Raw genomic sequence first — 15,162 nt, 5'->3', positions numbered from 1 at the left:
GGTTTCGGCCCCGTGAGCGGACGCGGCGGCGGCCAGCGCGGCGCTCACCGCACCCATGCCGCCGACCGGGACGTGCCAGTCGCCGACGCCGCCGCCGATCAGGTGGTACAGGAAGCAGACGTTCTGCAGCAGCGACGCGTCGTCGAGCCGGGCGAAGGTGCCGATCAGCGCGTCGGTCGCGACGACGCCGCGCACCAGGTCATGGCAAATCGCGTCGGCGATCGCAGCGCCGATCGGTTGCTCTACCATGGCCCGCCACGCCGCGGCGGCCTGAGGATCGTCGTCGACGACCGCCGCCCGGGCCTGCTCGCGGGTGCGCAGCGGCTCCAACAGCGTGGGCCACAGCCGCTCAGTCACCAGCCGGCAGCGCCGGTAGAAGTCGGCGAAGGCCCGCTCGTCGTCGTCGGCGCCGATGGCGTCGAACGTGGACCGCGGGCCGACCAGCAGGCCGGTGCGACCAGCGGTGGCCGGGTCGGGGGTATAGGACGAATAGGGCCGCGGGGCCAACCGGACCGTTGCACCGAGGTCGTCGAGGATGCGCTTCGGCAGCAGGCTGACCAGGTACGCGTACCGCGACAGCCGCGCGTCGACACCGCCGAAGACGCGTGACGAGACCGCGGCACCGCCGACGTGCGGCAGCCGTTCCAGCAACCGCACCCGCAGGCCGGCCCGGCCCAGGTATGCGGCGGCGACCAGACTGTTATGTCCGCCGCCCACGATGACCGCGTCGACCTCACGCGCAGTCATCTGCTCAGCCCAGGTAGCCCTCGACCTCGCCGGCGGGGCGCACCGCGGCGTCGCGGGGATCGCCGCCGGTCTCGCGCAGGGCGCGGCGCTGCCTGAGCAAGTCCCAGCACTGGTCGAGTTCGATCTCGAGTTGGCGCAGCCGCGTGTTCTCCTCGGACTCGCTGATCTCGCCGTGCTGCAACTGCTCTCGAAGCGCCTTCTCCTCGGCGACGAGTTCGTTGATCCGCGACAGGGCGTCGTTGTCGGTCATGCTCGGTCCTCTTTCACGAGTCAAGTGTGCCCGACTAGGGTCTTTTCCGTGTCTAGCAAACCTGAGATCGAATTTCCCAGCGGCCCAGCACCGACCCAACTCGTCAGCCAGGACCTGGTGGTCGGCGACGGACCCGAAGCCGTGCCGGGCGGCACTGTGGAGGTGCACTACGTCGGCGTCGACTACGACTCGGGCGAAGAGTTCGACAGCTCGTGGGGCCGCGGCCAGTCGATCTCGTTCCCGTTGCAGGGGCTGATCCAGGGGTGGCAGGACGGCATCCCGGGCATGAAGGTCGGCGGCCGGCGTCAGCTGATCATCCCGCCGGAGCAGGCGTACGGGCCGGCCGGCTCGGGGCATCAGCTATCGGGGAAGACGCTGATCTTCGTCATCGATCTGCTGGGCACTCGCTGAGAGCGCAGCTGAATCACCGCGACTGTGAACTTTCCGACGCGGCACGCCGGGGAGCCGTCGTGATCTTCACACTCGGCTCTTAGAGGCGACGTCAGCTCGGCGGCGGCAGCTGCAGTAGCAGACGTACGCCGCCCAGCGGGCTGTCTTGCAGCGCCGCGGTGCCGCCATGCAGGTGCGCCTGCTGGGCCACCAAGGCCAGGCCGAGTCCAGAGCCTGAGTGCGACGCGGTCGAGCCGCGGGAGAACCGCTCGAACACCACCTGCCGTTCGGCTTCGGGCAGCCCGCTGCCGTTGTCGTCGATGGCGATCTCCACGCCGGCCCGCGAGCTGACCGCGGACAGCTGCACGCTGGTGGCGCCGCCGTGTTTGACTGCGTTGGCGATCGCGTTGTCGACCGCGAGTCGAAGCCCGGCGGGCAGCCCGACGATGATGCACGTCGGCGATGGTGCCAGCGACACGTCGAGATCGGGGTAGATCCGCATCGCGTCGTGCGCCGCGCGGTCGAGCAGTTCGGTGATGTCGACCGGCACATGATCCTCGAACGTCGACAGCTCGCCTTGGGCCAGCCGCTCCAGCGCGGAAAGCGTTGCCTCGATTCGTGATTGGGTGCGGATCACGTCGCTGATCACTTCTTTGCGCTGCTCGTCGGGAAGGTCGAGGGTGGCCAGCACCTCGAGGTTGGTGCGCATCGCGGTCAGCGGTGTGCGCAACTCGTGCGAGGACACGGCGGCGAAGTCACGGGCCGAGGCCAGCGCCTCGATCGTGCGGTTCTGCTCGTCCCAGATCCTTTGCAGCATGCCTCGCAGCGCCTCGGCGATTTCCACGGCCTCGCTGGCGCCGCGCACCCGGACCTGCGGATTCTCGTCGCCGGCGTTGATGGACCGGGTCTGTTGCGCCAACCGTTTGAACGGGCGTACCGCGAACGTGGCCAGCAGCCAAGCGAATACGGCCGCTGCGGCGATCGAGAACGCGGCAATCAAGATCACCCGGCGATGCAGGTTGTTGGTGTCGGCGACGGTGGCGTCATAGGTGGCGCCGACTTCCACCAACATCGGGTGGGGCGCGGGGATGGTCACCGAGCGCACCCGGTAACGCACCCCGTTGATGTAGGTGTCGGCGTAACCGGGGGGCAGCTCGGGCAGCGTGACCGTCGTGTTGGAGGTGACCTCGCCGTTGACGTGGCGCACCGTGATGACCGCGTTCTGGTCGCTGGGCGACTTCGGAATTTCGCCAAGCCCGCGGGGCAGGAACGGGATCGCGAAGCCGGCGGCCTCGTCGAGACGGCGGTCCAGTCGTTCCTTGCGGTCGTTGGTGATGCCGAACCAGACGACAGCACAGGTGATCAGCACCGGGATGGCCGCACCGATGATGGTGGCCACCACCACCCGGGCGCGCAGCGAGGGGGTGCGGGTCAAGATTCTCGACAAAAAATTCACGTTCGATCCCGTCACTGCATGCGCAGAACGAACCCCACGCCGCGGACGGTGTGCAGCAGCCGGGGGCCGCCACCGGCTTCCAGCTTGCGGCGCAGGTATCCGATGAATACGTCGACGACGTTGGTGTCGGCGGCGAAATCGTAACCCCACACCAATTCCAGCAGCTGGGCGCGCGACAGCACCGCGGTCTTGTGTTCCGCGAGCACAGCCAGCAGATCGAATTCACGCTTGGTCAGGTCGACGTCGACGCCGTTGACCCGGGCCCGCCGGCCGGGGATGTCGACCTCCAGTGGGCCGACCGTAATGGTTTCCGAGGACGACGTCGCGGTGGCTCCGCGGCGGCGCAGCAGCGCCCGGACCCGCGCCACCAGCTCGGCCAGCACGAACGGCTTCACCAGGTAGTCGTCGGCGCCGGCCTCCAGGCCGGCCACCCGGTCGTCGACCGAGCTACGCGCGCTCAGCACACAGACCGGTACGTCGTTGTCCATCGCGCGCAGCGCGGTCACCACGCTCACGCCGTCGAGCACCGGCATGTTGATGTCGAGGACGATCGCGTCCGGCCTGGTTTCGGTGGCGCTGCGCAGCGCTTCGGCGCCGTCGACCGCGGTCGCCACTTCGAAGCCGGACAACCGCAGTCCGCGCTCCAGCGAGGCAAGCACGTCGGAGTCGTCGTCGACAACTAAAACCCGCGGTGATGTCGCGCCAGTGTCCATGCTGCCCATGATGCCTGATCATCCCCCTTAGCTGTGGGAACACCCGTCCGGGCCCATCGGCGCGGCGGGTGTTCAGCGCAGCCCGATGTTGCGGTAGCGGCGCAACCGGGTCGCCATCCGGTCGGAATCGGCCATGCCGCGCAGCGCGTCCAGCTCGACGGCGATCGCCGCGGACAGCCGGGTGGAGAACTCGACCGGTTCGTCGGCGGCGTCCGGGTGCTCCGGCACGATGGTGTCGACGATGCCGGACGCCAACAAGTCAGCCGATCGAATGCCTTGTGCGGCGGACAGTTCGGCGGCGTGCGCGGTGTCGCGGAAGACGATCGCGCTGGCGCCCTCCGGCGGCAGCGGTGCGAGCCAGCCGTGCAGCGCGGCCAGCACCCGATCGGCCGGCACCATCGCCAGCGCGGGTCCGCCGCTGCCCTGACCGAGCAGCACCGACACCGTCGGGGTATCCAGGGTGACCAGCTCAGCCAGGCAGTGCGCGATCTCGCCGGCCAGGCCGCCCTGTTCGGCCTCGGCCGACAGTGCGGGCCCGGCGGTGTCGATGACCAGCACCAGCGGCAGCTGCAGACCGGCGGCCAGCGTCATGCCGCGGCGGGCTTCGCGCAGCGCGGCCGGTCCGACGAGGCCGCCGACGACGCGCTGCTGGCCGAGCAGCACCGCGGGCTGACCGTCGAACCGGGCCAGTGCCAGCAGCATGGTGGCGGCTTCGCCTCCCCCGCCGGTGCCCGACAACAGCACCTGATCGGTACAGCCATGCCGCAGCAGATGCTGGACGCCGGGCCGGTCCGGTCGCCTCGACGCCAGCACCGAGTCCCATGCCGGGATATCGGGTGGTGGCTCGGGCCGTGGCCGCGGCGGAGGCGGTCCCGCGGCATCCTCGACGACCGTGAGCGCCCGGTCGAGGATGCCGCGCAGCTCACCGAGCGGTACGACGGCGTCGATCACCCCATGTCGTTGCAGGTTCTCGGCGGTTTGGACGCCAGGCGGGAACGGTTCGCCGTACAGCTGTTCGTACACCCGCGGCCCGAGAAAGCCGATCAGAGCGCCCGGCTGGGCGAAAGTGAGGTGACCCAGCGAACCCCACGACGCGAACACCCCGCCGGTGGTCGGGTGGCGCAGGTAGATCAGGTAGGGCACCTGCGCCTGCTTGTGCAGGGTGACGGCCGCGGCGATCTTGACCATCTGCAGGAACGCAACGGTGCCCTCCTGCATCCGGGTGCCACCGGAGCATGGTGAGGCCAGCAGCGGCAGCCGCTCGGCCGTGGCGCGTTCCACCGCGGTGGTGATCCGCTCGGCTGCGGCGACCCCGATCGAGCCGCCCAGGAAGTCGAACTCGCAGACCACGACCGCCACGCGGCGCCCGAATACCCGGCCCTCGCCGGTCAGCACAGATTCGTCGTGGCTGCTGGCGGCTCGTGCCTCGGCCAGCTCGCCGTCGTACGACTCGCTCGTCGGTATCGCCAGCGGCGCGCTGTCCCAGCTGATGAACAATCCCTCATCGAGCACCGCTTCGCGCAGTTGGTCGGTCCCGATCCGGCTCACCCGGCCGAGGCTACATATCAGCCTGGCGCGAAATCCTGCTGGTCGACATCGAAAAGTGAGATGGGATCCAGGATGACGCCGGTGTCCTCGACGTAGCGGTCCCACAGCACCAGCAGCTCGGCCAGCTTCTCGGGATGCGAGGCGGCCAGGTCGACGATCTCGCCAGGATCGGTGGACAGGTCGTAGAGCTGCCACGCGCCCGGCCCGTACGGCTCGGGCAGGTGCAGTGCTTTCCAGTCGCCTTGCCGAATAGCGCGGCGGCCGAACAACTCCCAGCCGGTTCCGGTGACGTCATCGTGCACCGCCTCGGTGTCGCCCGACAGATACGGCAACAGCGACCGGCCGCGCATGGGCGCCACTTCACGTCCGCGGTATTCGGTACCCGGGTGGGTGACGCCGGCGAGTTCGAGGACGGTCGGCGCGATGTCCATCACCGTGCTGAACGCGGTGCCGATCCCGTGCTGCCGGTCGAAGCCCGGCCAGGTGACGAACCCGACGACTCGGATGCCGCCCTCGGTGGTGAACGCCTTGTGCAGCCGGGACGGCGCCGTGGCGGCCTGCGCCCAGCGCGGGCCGTACCAGATGAACGAGTTGCCGGCCCCGGCGTTGTCGAGACTGTTGTCCCAGTTCTTTTCGATCTCGGCGGCGATCAGGCCACCGAGGATCGGCATCGCCTCGACGATTGCGCCCTCGGCGCCGTTGTCGGACAGGAAGATCACGACCGTGTTGTCCAGCTCGCCGGTCTCGGTGAGGTAGTCGATCACCCGGCCGATGTTGTGGTCCATCCGGTCGACCATGGCGGCGTAGACCTCCATGCTGCGGGCCGACAGGGCCCGCTCGTCGGCGCTCATCTCGGACCACTCTGGCTCTCCGTCGGCGACGACGGGGTGTGCGACGACGTCGGGTGGGCACAGGCCGAGTCGCTTGAGTGCGGCCAATCGTGCCTCGCGGAGTGCGTCCGGGCCGTCGTCGTAACGGCCGCGGTATTTCGCGATGGTCTCCGCCGGCGCCTGCAGCGGCCAGTGCGGCGCCTGGAACGGCAGGTACGCGAAGAACGGCTGGTCGGAGTCGGTGCGCTCACGGAAATACCGCAGGAGTGTGTCGGCGTAGAAGTCCGACGAATAGAAGTCGTCGTCGACCGTCACGAACTGGTCGTCCTCGGTGTACCGGGACAGCGCGGGCAAGAAGTCGCCCGGAACGTTGCTGTAATGGCTCGCGCCGCCAGGCAATAGCGCAAACGATCGGTCGAATCCACGGGCCCACGGTGTCCTGTCGATGGTCATGCCGAGATGCCACTTGCCCGCCATCAGCGTCAGGTAACCGGCGTCACGCAGCAGCTCGGGCAACGCGACGACCCGGTCGTTCAGGTATCCCTCGTAGCCAGGCGGTCCCCGGAAGCCCGGGGGAGTGACCTCGAGCATGGTGCCGATGCCGGCGATGTGGTGATCGGTTCCAGTCAGCAGCATCGACCGGGTCGGTGAGCAGGCCGGTGCCGAGTGGAAATCGGTCAGCCGGATCCCGGCGTGCGCGAGCCGATCCAGATTGGGGGTGTCGATCTCGCTGCCGAACGCGCCAATATCGGAGAAACCGAGGTCATCTGCCACGATCACCAGGAAGTTAGGCCGTGTCACGGGGAAGCATCCTGTCAGGTCCACGGGCCGAATGGAACGTTCCGCCTACCGCCGATTCGATACCGCCCGGCTGAGCCTAATAGGCTGGGCCCATGATCGGTCTCACCCGCGTCGAAGACGTCTTGACCATTGAGTTGCAGCGTCCCGAACGGCGGAATGCGCTCAACTCCCAGCTGGTCGAGGAGTTGCGCGAGGCGGTGGAGAAGGCCGCCGGCGAAGACGTCCGTGTCGTCGTGCTGACCGGGCAGGGCACCGTGTTCTGTGCGGGCGCCGACTTGAGCGGCGACGCCTTCGCCGCCGACTATCCCGACCGCTTGGTCGAACTGCACAAGGCGTTGGACGCGGCGCCGATTCCGGTGGTCGGCGCGATCAACGGCCCCGCGATCGGCGCTGGCCTGCAGCTGGCGATGCAATGCGACCTGCGTGTCGTGTCCCCGGAGGCGTTCTTCCAATTCCCGACATCGAAATACGGCCTGGCTCTGGATAACTGGAGCATCCACCGGCTTTCGTCGCTGGTCGGACACGGCCGCGCCCGCGCCATGCTGCTGACCGCGGAGAAGCTGACCGCCGAGACCGCGCTGCAGACCGGGATGGCCAACCGGATCGGGACGCTGGCCGACGCGCAGGCCTGGGCGGCCGAGATCGCCGGCCTGGCCCCGCTGGCGCTGCAGCACGCGAAGCGGGTGCTCAACGACGACGGCTCCATCGAAGAGCCGTCGCCGGCGCAGAAAGAACTGTTCGACAAGGCGTGGGGTAGTCAGGACGTCATCGAAGCGCAGGTCGCACGAGTCGAGAAGCGACCGCCGAAATTCCAGGGGGCGTAATCGGATGTTGCGCGGGGCGCTGCGACTGGCTGCGGGCACGGTCTCGCTCGCTACGGGCGGGTGGGTGTTGCGTGCGCTGCATGGCGCACCGGCCGCGCTCGGAGCTCAACCGGCAGACATCCACGCCGTCGCCGAACGCTCACCGAACTTCCACGACGGCGTGTTCGTCAATCTGGAACCGCCGTCGTTCAACATCGACCGCGAACAGCAGCGAAACATTCTGTGGCAGCTCATAACTGGCCGCGGTGAAGCTCGGCCACCGGCGGAGATCCCGTTGGACACCCCCGAGCCCCGAGCCTTCGAGGCCCCCGCGGGCCGAATCGCGGTCAGCTGGTTCGGCCATTCGACGGCCCTGCTGGAAATCGACGGCTACCGCGTGCTCACCGACCCGGTCTGGAGTGAACGCTGCTCGCCGTCGGACGTCGTCGGCCCGGGGCGCATGCATCCGCCGCCGGTGCCGTTGGACGCGCTGCCGGCGCTGGACGCGATCGTCGTCAGCCATGACCATTACGACCACCTCGACATCGACACGATCATCGCGCTGGCCCGAACCCAGTGGGCCCCGTTCGTCGTTCCGCTGGGTGTCGGTGCGCACCTTCGTGATTGGGGCATTCCCGACGAGCGCATCATCGAACTCGACTGGAATGAGCACGCGAAGATCGACGAGCTCTCCTTGGTCTGCACACCGGCCCGGCACTTCTCCGGCCGGTTCCTCAACCGCAACACAACCCTGTGGGCGTCATGGGCGATTATCGGTCCGGCGCATCGAGCCTACTTCGGCGGCGATACCGGCTATACCAAGAGCTTCGCCGAAATCGGTGAAGAGCATGGGCCTTTCGACGTGACGCTGATGCCGGTCGGCGCGTACAACACGGTCTGGCCGGATATTCACATGAACCCCGAGGACGCGGTTCAGGCGCACGTCGACGTCAACGGTGGACTCTTGGTGCCGATCCACTGGTGCACGTTCCGGCTGGCACCGCATCCGTGGGCCGAGCCGATCGAGCGGTTGTTGGCGGCGGCGGGCGCCGCGAATGTCGCAGTGGCGGTGCCGAAACCGGGCGGACGTATCGACCCGACGGCTGTTGCCGAGTCGGATCCGTGGTGGCGATTCGCCGAACCGTCGTGATACGCCTAGTCGATAACTCCTGAGGTAAAGGACGAAACATGGGATTTCTGGACAAAGTTAAGGATCTGTTGGCGCAGAACGCTGACACGGTCGGTTCCGCCTTGAAAGACGGCGAGAAGGACGATCAGTAGAAGCAACCCATGGCGAAGCTTTCTGTTTCCATCGACGTTCCACTGCCGCCTGAGCAGGCTTGGGCGGACGCGTCCAACCTCTCCCGCTATAAGGAATGGCTGACCATCCACCGGGTGTGGCGCAGCAAGCTGCCTGAGCAGTTGGAGAAGGGCACGGTGATCGACTCGATCGTCGAAGTCAAGGGCATGCCCAACCGCATCACCTGGACGATCGTGAACTACAAGCCGCCGGAGGGCATGACGCTCGACGGCAATGGCGTCGGCGGAGTGAAAGTGAAGCTGCTCGCCAAAGTCAAGCCGAAGGGCGATAACTCGGTGGTCAGCCTCGACGTCCACCTGGGTGGCCCGGCGTTGTTCGGGCCGATCGGCATGATCGTCGCCGCCGCGTTGAAAAGCGATATCCGCGAGTCGTTGCGGAAGTTCGTCACGGTTTTCGCGCCGGCCTGACCGGCCCGCAGGGTTTTGTCGCTGATAGCCGGGCACAACGAACAGCGTGATCCACCGGAGGCCGGTGTAATCGCGGGGCCGGATGACAACGCCCAGCGGCCGCTAGCCGCTACTGTCGCAGTATGCCCCGCATACGCCCCGGCTGGATGGTAACGCTGTGTGCCGCGACGGTGTCGGTGAGTGCGTGGCTGCCGTGGCTGACGACGGGTACCAACGGCGGCGGCTGGGCCAACGCGATCGGCGGCAGCATCGGCAGCCTGCATCTGCCGCACGGGTTCGGGCCGGGCCAGCTGATCGTGTTGCTGTCTTCGGCGCTGCTGGTGGCGGGCTCAATGGTCGGCAGAGGATTGTCGGTCAAGCCGGCATCGGTTGCGGCGCTGGCGATCTCGCTGGTCGTCGTCGCACTGATGCTCCGGTACTACCAGGTGAACGTCAAGCCGCCGGTATCGGCGGCCTACGGCTTGTACGTCGGCGGCGTTGCGGCGTCCGCTGCGATGCTGTGCTCGGTGTGGGCGTTGGCGTCCGCGCTACGCGGCCATCGTTAGTTGACGCCAACGTGTGCGCCCTTCAGTGGCTGGGCGCATTGGTCGCAGGTCAGTTCCCCGACGAACTGCCTGCCGCAGCCGAGATGGGTGATCGCCACCGCCGGGCCTTCCGGTGCGTGAAACCAGTGTTGCCCGCACTGCAACGCCGTGATGATCACCGGGAAGAACGCTCGCCCTTTCGCGGTGAGCTGGTAGCGCACACGTACCGGCCCGGTTTGCCGCGATACGCACAGCACACCGTTGGCGCAGAACGTCTGCAACCGGTCGGTCAGCAGCGACGGGGGCGCTGCGAGCTGGGTCTGAAAATCGCTGAAGCGGGTCGTTCCGAGGAAGGCGCACACCAACAGGGCAGCCGCCCAACGGTTTCCGAACACGCTCATCGTCTCGGGGAACAAACCGGCCTGACCGGGCTTACCGTCGGCTCCCGACCGGCGACGGGTGACCGCCTCGGGTACCGAACGCGGCCACGAACCACTCGGGCCCCAGCGCGCCGCCACCTCCTTCTCGGTCACTGCCTCACCGCACGCTCGGCAGGTCAAAGTCGGCGTGAAGTCGTTGTCGCACAGCGTGTGATGCATTTCCGGAAGCCGGCCGACATGATCGGGCACCCACCGTCTTTCCCACTCCCAGATCGACAACAGCACCGGCCAGAAGGCCCGTCCGCGTGGGGTGATCAGATACTCGGCGCGCACCGGACGGGCCTGATATTCCGTGCGGACCAGCAGCTCGTTATCCGTCAGCGCTCGTAACCGGTTGGCCAGCACCGAATTCGATATCGGCAGCCGCGCCATAAATTCGCCGTATCGGGTTGCGCCCAGCAATGCCTGCTGAATGATCAGCAGCGTCCACTCGTCACCAAGCAGACCGAGGATTCGGCCGACCGCGTTGGTGCCGCCGGGACTCAGCAGCGTCGGCGTCGCCGGCGGCATTTACAGTCCGATCGCGCCGGCGGGGGAGTCGACGTCATGCCAACGGCGTAACTGCGCACCCGGTGCCCAGGTGGCGTGGGTTCCACTGGAAATACGTTCGGGCAGCGCAATTTTGCACACCGGACCATCGCTGAACCGGGCGGCGTCGAAGATCACGCAGTACGACGCGTCGGCCTCCATGTCGGTGGTCAGCGTGATCAGGTAGCCGTCGTCTTCGCCGGCGGAAGTCGGTCGCGGGGCCATCGCGGCCTCACTTCCGAAGACTCCGTCGGCGAACTGATAGTGCTGTTCGCCTCCGGAGCGCAAGTCGTGCTTGACCAGCCCGTCGAACAGGAACCAGCCTGGCTTGCCAGTGGCGGCATAGGTGTATCGGTAGTTGCCGCCGGCGTAGTCGGGGTTGATCGTCCCGAATTCGGTGATGGACTCCGACATTTGCTCTTCTTTGACTTCGCCGGTGACCAGGTTGAACCGCCACCGGTGCAGCCGGGCCTGCAGACGATCCAGCGCCAGGAATCGAAAGAGCTTGTCCCACCTCGTTCCACCGGTGTCAAGTGGCTGCGGCGCACCTTCGTAGAATCCATCGAGCACAATCTCGTCGCCGTCTTCGTAGGCGTTGGTGAAGTGCAGCACGAAGGTCGCGTCGGCCTCGAACCAGCGGATGTCGCCAGTGCCGCCGCGACGCGGCAGCACCGCGAAGCGTGAGGGCATGTCGGGGTAGAACCGCGGCAGGTGCACGTCGTGCGCGAGCAGGTCGGGATCCCAGAACAGCGGGAAATCGTTGAGGATGACGTAATTCTCGGTGAAGGCCATGTCGTGCGGCAGCCTGGGGCCGGGCAGCGGTACCTCGACGTAGTGCGCCAGATCATTGCTTTCGTCGACGACGCCGTAGTGCATGTAGGGCGCCTGCTTGCTGTAGTTGAAGAACAGCAGCTCACCGGATTTGGGGTCGACCTTCGGATGCGCGGATACTCCCCACTGAAAAGGGAAGTGGCCGTTCCAGGTCTCCTTGCCCAGCGCGTCGGCCGAGAACGGGTCGACGCGGTAAAGGTCGCCGCACTGGTAGAAGCTGGTCAGCGCGACACCGCGGTGGACGATGACGTCGGTGCTCGACGCGTCCTTCATCCGGGTGCGAGCACCCCAGCCTTGGTCGCGCTTGGCCAGCTGTACCGGCTCGGCCAGGCCCGGCCACAGCGGCTCACCGGCCTCATTCTCGGCAAGGAAGCCGTCCGTGCGAACAAAGCGGTTGCGGTAGAAGGCTTTTCCATCGCGGAATCCGACGACGTGCAGCATGCCGTCGCCGTCGAACGGGTGGTAGGTCTTGATCGACGGGTGCAGCGGGTTCTCGGTGTTGCGCAGGTAGACACCATCGAGATCGCGGGGGATCTCGCCCTCGACGGCGATCAGGCCGTCGGCGTCCCACTCGTTGGTCTGCGGCCGCCACGGGCCGGTTCGGTACGGGTGGTCGTCGTCTTCGGGCAGGGTCGACAGGAATTTGCCGACGATTGCGACGTCCATCTCACGATCCTTCGGTTGCGCGGACGACGAAACTGACCGTGGTGGCGGTGCTGCCGCCGAAGTTCAGCGTGCCAAAGGTCTTCGCGCCCTCGACTTGGTAGTCGCCGGCCGCTCCGCTGACCTGTTTTGCCGCGTCGACGAGCATCCGAATTCCCGACGCGCCGACTGGGTGGCCACCGCCGATCAGCCCGCCGCTGGGGTTGATCGGCAGCCGTCCGCCGATGTCGATCTCGCCGTTTTCGATGGCCTTCCACGATTCGCCCGGCCAAGTCAGCCCGATGTGGTCGATCGCCAAATACTCACTGGGAGTAAAGCAGTCGTGCACTTCGATCCCATGCATGTCGTCGAGGGTGACCTGTGCGCGTCTCAGCGCATCAAGCGCGGCCGCCCGCACATGCGGCATGACGTAGGGGTCGTCGGCCGCGCGGTCGAGCTTTTGTTGCAGGCCCAGCCCGACGGTGCGATGCCCCCAGCCTGCGATTCGCGCGACCGGCCGAAGGTTTGGATGGTCGCGCAGGTATTTGTCGGTGACCAGGACGACTCCCGCTCCGCCGTCGGTCATCTGGCTGCAGTCGAATCGGCGCAGCCGGCCTTCGATGAGTGGATTACTCGCGTCGTCGTCGGCGATCGGATCGGGTACGGTCCATTCCCTGGTCTGCGCGTTGGGGTTTCGGCGTGCGTTGCCGAAATTGATCTGTGCGATCGCGCGCAGATGGGTTTCGTCCAATCCGTAGCGGTGGTCGTATTCGTCGGCGACGGTGGCGAACATCGACGGCCAGAGATATTTCGCGTCCGCTCCTTCGTGTCCGGTCCAGGCCGCGGCGCCGAGATGACGCGCCGCGGTGTCGCCGTGGACTGTCTTCTCGAGTTCGACGCCGAGGACCAACGCGGTGTCGTAGTTGCAAGCCCGCAGGTCGGCCATCGCTGCCAGCGCGGCCACGCTGCCCGACGCGCAGGCGGCCTCGTGCCGCGACGCCGGGGTGTCCCACAGGCCGTCGCACACGGTTGCCGGCATGGCGCCGAGGTGACCCTGCTCGGCGAACATCTCGCCGAATGCGTTGGCGACGTGAACCACGTCGACGTCGCCGGCGTCGATCTTGGCCGCGGCCAGGGTGGCGTCGACGATCTCACGGGTTAGGTCCGCGAAGTCGAGGCCTTCTTTGGTGAGGTTTCGGGCGAAGTCGCTTTGATAGCCGCCGAGGATCCAGACGTCAGTGTCCATAGCCGCACGTTACTACAACTAAAAGAGTGACCCATGGTTCGTTGATTAAAGGGCGGCCTCGTCAGCTCTCGGCTGAACTAACGAGACCTAAGCGAACACGTCGGTCGACCAACGCGTCCCCCTCTCTACGCGCATTGCCGTCGGCGGCACGTGACAAACCTCTGTCCGTGGAATCGGACTAATCGTCTCCGCGGGCGACGGGGTTGGCGGGATCGGAACTCCATTGCGACCATGAGCCGGGAAACAGCGCTGCCTGGTGACCCGTCGCGGCGAGTGCTGCCACGGTGATGGCGGCCGTGACGCCGGAGCCGCAGTACGCGCCGAGTTGGGCGTTGTGGTCGATGTCACGCTCGGCGAGCCGGCGGGCGAGTGCGTCGTCCGCCAAAAATGTGCCGTCACTGGCCAGCACGGTGCCGCTCGGCAGGTTTTTCGCGCCGGGGATGTGTCCGGCAACGGGATCTATCGGCTCGACGTCACCACGGAAGCGTTCCGGTGCGCGCGCGTCGAGCAGCGTGAAGTCGTTGACGTGCTGCGCGGTCAGGGTCGGTAGCGCTCCGTTGTAGAGGTCGTCGTGCAGCGTGGTCGCATCGCCCAGTGGCGGCGTAACCGGGTCGGTGGCCAGGCTGCCCCCGGCAGACCGCCACGCGGCTAGGCCGCCGTCCAGGATGCGCACGTCGGCGAGGCCAGCAGCCGTCAGTACCCACCAGGCCCGGGCCGAACCGGCCCGATTCCAGTCGTCGTAGACCACGGTCGGCACACCTTGGCGGATACCCCACCGGCGTGCCGAGGCCTCGACGCTGCGTCCGGAGGGCAGTGGGTGCCGCCCCCGCCCGGAGATGCTGTGGTCGCTGAGTTCGTCTTCGAGCGACGCGTACACCGCGCCCGGGATATGGCCTTGCAGGTACGACGCACGCCCGTCGGGCTCGTCGAGCCGCCAACGCACGTCGAGGATTGTCACGGGTTGGCCGGTGTCGATGAGGTCGGCCAACTCCGCGACGGTGACCAGAACTTCGGATTTTATGGCTTGAATCCCAGGTCGTGTAAGGCGTCGACGCAGCCGCTGATCCAGTCAGCGGGATTCGGCGGTGGCGACCCTCCGCTCATCTCCACTTGGCAGGCACTCGCGGCGGTGTAGCCGTTTTTCATCTCGCTCTTGAGATACGAGTGATTCTGCGGGGTCGAGAAGTAGTCGTGCTCGGTCTTGTAGCCGTCCTTGTACGACGGGCTGTTGCTGGGACCGTGAGGACAGTCGCCGGCAGGGCACGGCGGGTCCGCGTGCGCGGGTGACGCCACACCGATCGCGGTGATTGCGACTGCGGCAGCGAGGAACAAGCGGTCGAACATAACGCGCATCATTCCATGGTGACTGCGCGCGTGGGGCGGAACATTGCAGGCAGCGGTACGCCCGCGTTGGTTTTCTAGGGCGTCAGCCGAACTGGATGGTCAAGCTGGTGGTGTCGTCACCGAGCAGCTGCACGGGCTCCGGGACTTCGGCATACACGAGTCGGACGGCGCTCCTGACGAAAAGGAGCGCCGTCCAAAGCACAAACCTCTCGGTTACCAAGCGTGCATGATGGCGCGGTGAAATGTGGCCTCGGCGTCAGGACACAGTTTCCCGGCCTGCACGCAAGCCCACCGCGCTGTGCCCAGTTGATGGGCTTTGCTTCGCGTGGGTGCCTAGTGCT

The 15,162-nt window shown here is 67.0% G+C and carries 16 protein-coding genes; 5 read left to right on the top strand and 11 right to left on the bottom strand.

Going from position 1 to position 15,162, the window contains the following annotated elements:
* On the bottom strand, positions 1–747 hold a 747-nt coding region (locus VGH54_RS20150; RefSeq protein WP_331513841.1), incomplete at its 3' end, for an NAD(P)-binding protein.
* A gap of 4 nt (positions 748–751) precedes the next feature.
* On the bottom strand, positions 752–997 hold the full coding sequence (locus VGH54_RS20145) for a DUF2630 family protein (protein ID WP_331513840.1): 246 nt from the start codon (positions 995–997) through the stop codon (positions 752–754).
* A gap of 48 nt (positions 998–1,045) precedes the next feature.
* On the opposite strand from VGH54_RS20145, the gene VGH54_RS20140 reads away from it, so the two are divergent.
* Positions 1,046–1,408, top strand: a complete 363-nt coding sequence (locus tag VGH54_RS20140) for an FKBP-type peptidyl-prolyl cis-trans isomerase (protein WP_331513839.1) — start codon at positions 1,046–1,048, stop codon at positions 1,406–1,408.
* 91 nt (positions 1,409–1,499) lie between these two features.
* Here VGH54_RS20140 and VGH54_RS20135 read toward each other — a convergent pair whose 3' ends face one another.
* From VGH54_RS20135 to VGH54_RS20120, 4 genes are all read right to left on the bottom strand, one after another.
* Complete coding sequence (locus tag VGH54_RS20135) at positions 1,500–2,843, bottom strand: HAMP domain-containing sensor histidine kinase (RefSeq protein WP_331513838.1); 1,344 nt, start codon at positions 2,841–2,843, stop codon at positions 1,500–1,502.
* Between the two features lie 11 nt (positions 2,844–2,854).
* A complete protein-coding gene (gene prrA, locus VGH54_RS20130) occupies positions 2,855–3,565 on the bottom strand; it encodes a two-component system response regulator PrrA (protein ID WP_331513837.1) in 711 nt (236 codons plus the stop codon).
* A 63-nt stretch (positions 3,566–3,628) separates the two neighbouring features.
* Positions 3,629–5,104 (bottom strand): carboxyl transferase domain-containing protein, encoded by a 1,476-nt coding sequence (locus tag VGH54_RS20125; protein WP_331513836.1) that lies wholly within the window; start codon positions 5,102–5,104, stop codon positions 3,629–3,631.
* Between the two features lie 17 nt (positions 5,105–5,121).
* Positions 5,122–6,735: an arylsulfatase gene (locus VGH54_RS20120; protein WP_331513835.1), complete on the bottom strand. Its 1,614-nt coding sequence runs from the start codon at positions 6,733–6,735 to the stop codon at positions 5,122–5,124.
* 92 nt (positions 6,736–6,827) lie between these two features.
* Here VGH54_RS20120 and VGH54_RS20115 point away from each other — a divergent pair, with 92 nt between their 5' ends.
* The 4 genes from VGH54_RS20115 to VGH54_RS20100 all read left to right on the top strand — a co-directional run bounded on the left by VGH54_RS20115 (position 6,828) and on the right by VGH54_RS20100 (position 9,811).
* A complete protein-coding gene (locus tag VGH54_RS20115; protein WP_331513834.1) occupies positions 6,828–7,559 on the top strand; it encodes an enoyl-CoA hydratase in 732 nt (243 codons plus the stop codon).
* 4 nt (positions 7,560–7,563) lie between these two features.
* Positions 7,564–8,688 (top strand): MBL fold metallo-hydrolase, encoded by a 1,125-nt coding sequence (locus VGH54_RS20110; RefSeq protein WP_331513833.1) that lies wholly within the window; start codon positions 7,564–7,566, stop codon positions 8,686–8,688.
* Positions 8,689–8,828: 140 nt separating this feature from the next.
* Positions 8,829–9,266 carry a type II toxin-antitoxin system Rv0910 family toxin gene (locus VGH54_RS20105; protein ID WP_331513832.1) on the top strand — a complete coding sequence of 146 codons (438 nt, stop codon included), beginning with the start codon at positions 8,829–8,831 and terminating at the stop codon, positions 9,264–9,266.
* 122 nt (positions 9,267–9,388) lie between these two features.
* A complete protein-coding gene (locus tag VGH54_RS20100; protein WP_331513831.1) occupies positions 9,389–9,811 on the top strand; it encodes a hypothetical protein in 423 nt (140 codons plus the stop codon).
* Here VGH54_RS20100 and VGH54_RS20095 read toward each other — a convergent pair.
* From VGH54_RS20095 to VGH54_RS20075, 5 genes are all read right to left on the bottom strand, one after another.
* The gene (locus VGH54_RS20095; protein ID WP_331513830.1) at positions 9,808–10,740 is read right to left on the bottom strand and encodes a winged helix-turn-helix transcriptional regulator; all 933 of its coding nucleotides are present in this window, start codon (positions 10,738–10,740) and stop codon (positions 9,808–9,810) included. The genes VGH54_RS20100 and VGH54_RS20095 overlap by 4 nt on opposite strands.
* On the bottom strand, positions 10,741–12,255 hold the full coding sequence (locus VGH54_RS20090) for a carotenoid oxygenase family protein (protein ID WP_331513828.1): 1,515 nt from the start codon (positions 12,253–12,255) through the stop codon (positions 10,741–10,743).
* A gap of 1 nt (position 12,256) precedes the next feature.
* On the bottom strand, positions 12,257–13,477 hold the full coding sequence (locus VGH54_RS20085; protein WP_331513827.1) for an acetyl-CoA acetyltransferase: 1,221 nt from the start codon (positions 13,475–13,477) through the stop codon (positions 12,257–12,259).
* Between the two features lie 178 nt (positions 13,478–13,655).
* Positions 13,656–14,507 (bottom strand): sulfurtransferase, encoded by an 852-nt coding sequence (locus VGH54_RS20080; protein ID WP_331513846.1) that lies wholly within the window; start codon positions 14,505–14,507, stop codon positions 13,656–13,658.
* A complete protein-coding gene (locus VGH54_RS20075; protein WP_331513826.1) occupies positions 14,495–14,821 on the bottom strand; it encodes a hypothetical protein in 327 nt (108 codons plus the stop codon). Before VGH54_RS20075 ends, VGH54_RS20080 begins: the two co-directional genes overlap by 13 nt.
* Positions 14,822–15,162: the final 341 nt, after the last annotated feature.

Origin of the sequence: Mycobacterium sp. (genome assembly GCF_036488105.1) — a bacterium.
Taxonomy (GTDB): domain Bacteria; phylum Actinomycetota; class Actinomycetes; order Mycobacteriales; family Mycobacteriaceae; genus Mycobacterium.
This window is presented reverse-complemented; position numbering and strand designations above follow the sequence as displayed.

What these genes read in the sequence shown, in the direction of transcription:
- VGH54_RS20145 (WP_331513840.1), bottom strand. Translation starts at nt 997, where the DNA reads ATGACCGACAACGACGCCCTGTCGCGGATCAACGAACTCGTCGCCGAG.
- prrA (WP_331513837.1), bottom strand. Translation starts at nt 3,565, where the DNA reads ATGGGCAGCATGGACACTGGCGCGACATCACCGCGGGTTTTAGTTGTC.
- VGH54_RS20115 (WP_331513834.1), top strand. Translation starts at nt 6,828, where the DNA reads ATGATCGGTCTCACCCGCGTCGAAGACGTCTTGACCATTGAGTTGCAG.
- VGH54_RS20110 (WP_331513833.1), top strand. Translation starts at nt 7,564, where the DNA reads ATGTTGCGCGGGGCGCTGCGACTGGCTGCGGGCACGGTCTCGCTCGCT.
- VGH54_RS20105 (WP_331513832.1), top strand. Translation starts at nt 8,829, where the DNA reads ATGGCGAAGCTTTCTGTTTCCATCGACGTTCCACTGCCGCCTGAGCAG.
- VGH54_RS20100 (WP_331513831.1), top strand. Translation starts at nt 9,389, where the DNA reads ATGCCCCGCATACGCCCCGGCTGGATGGTAACGCTGTGTGCCGCGACG.
- VGH54_RS20095 (WP_331513830.1), bottom strand. Translation starts at nt 10,740, where the DNA reads ATGCCGCCGGCGACGCCGACGCTGCTGAGTCCCGGCGGCACCAACGCG.
- VGH54_RS20090 (WP_331513828.1), bottom strand. Translation starts at nt 12,255, where the DNA reads ATGGACGTCGCAATCGTCGGCAAATTCCTGTCGACCCTGCCCGAAGAC.
- VGH54_RS20085 (WP_331513827.1), bottom strand. Translation starts at nt 13,477, where the DNA reads ATGGACACTGACGTCTGGATCCTCGGCGGCTATCAAAGCGACTTCGCC.
- VGH54_RS20075 (WP_331513826.1), bottom strand. Translation starts at nt 14,821, where the DNA reads ATGTTCGACCGCTTGTTCCTCGCTGCCGCAGTCGCAATCACCGCGATC.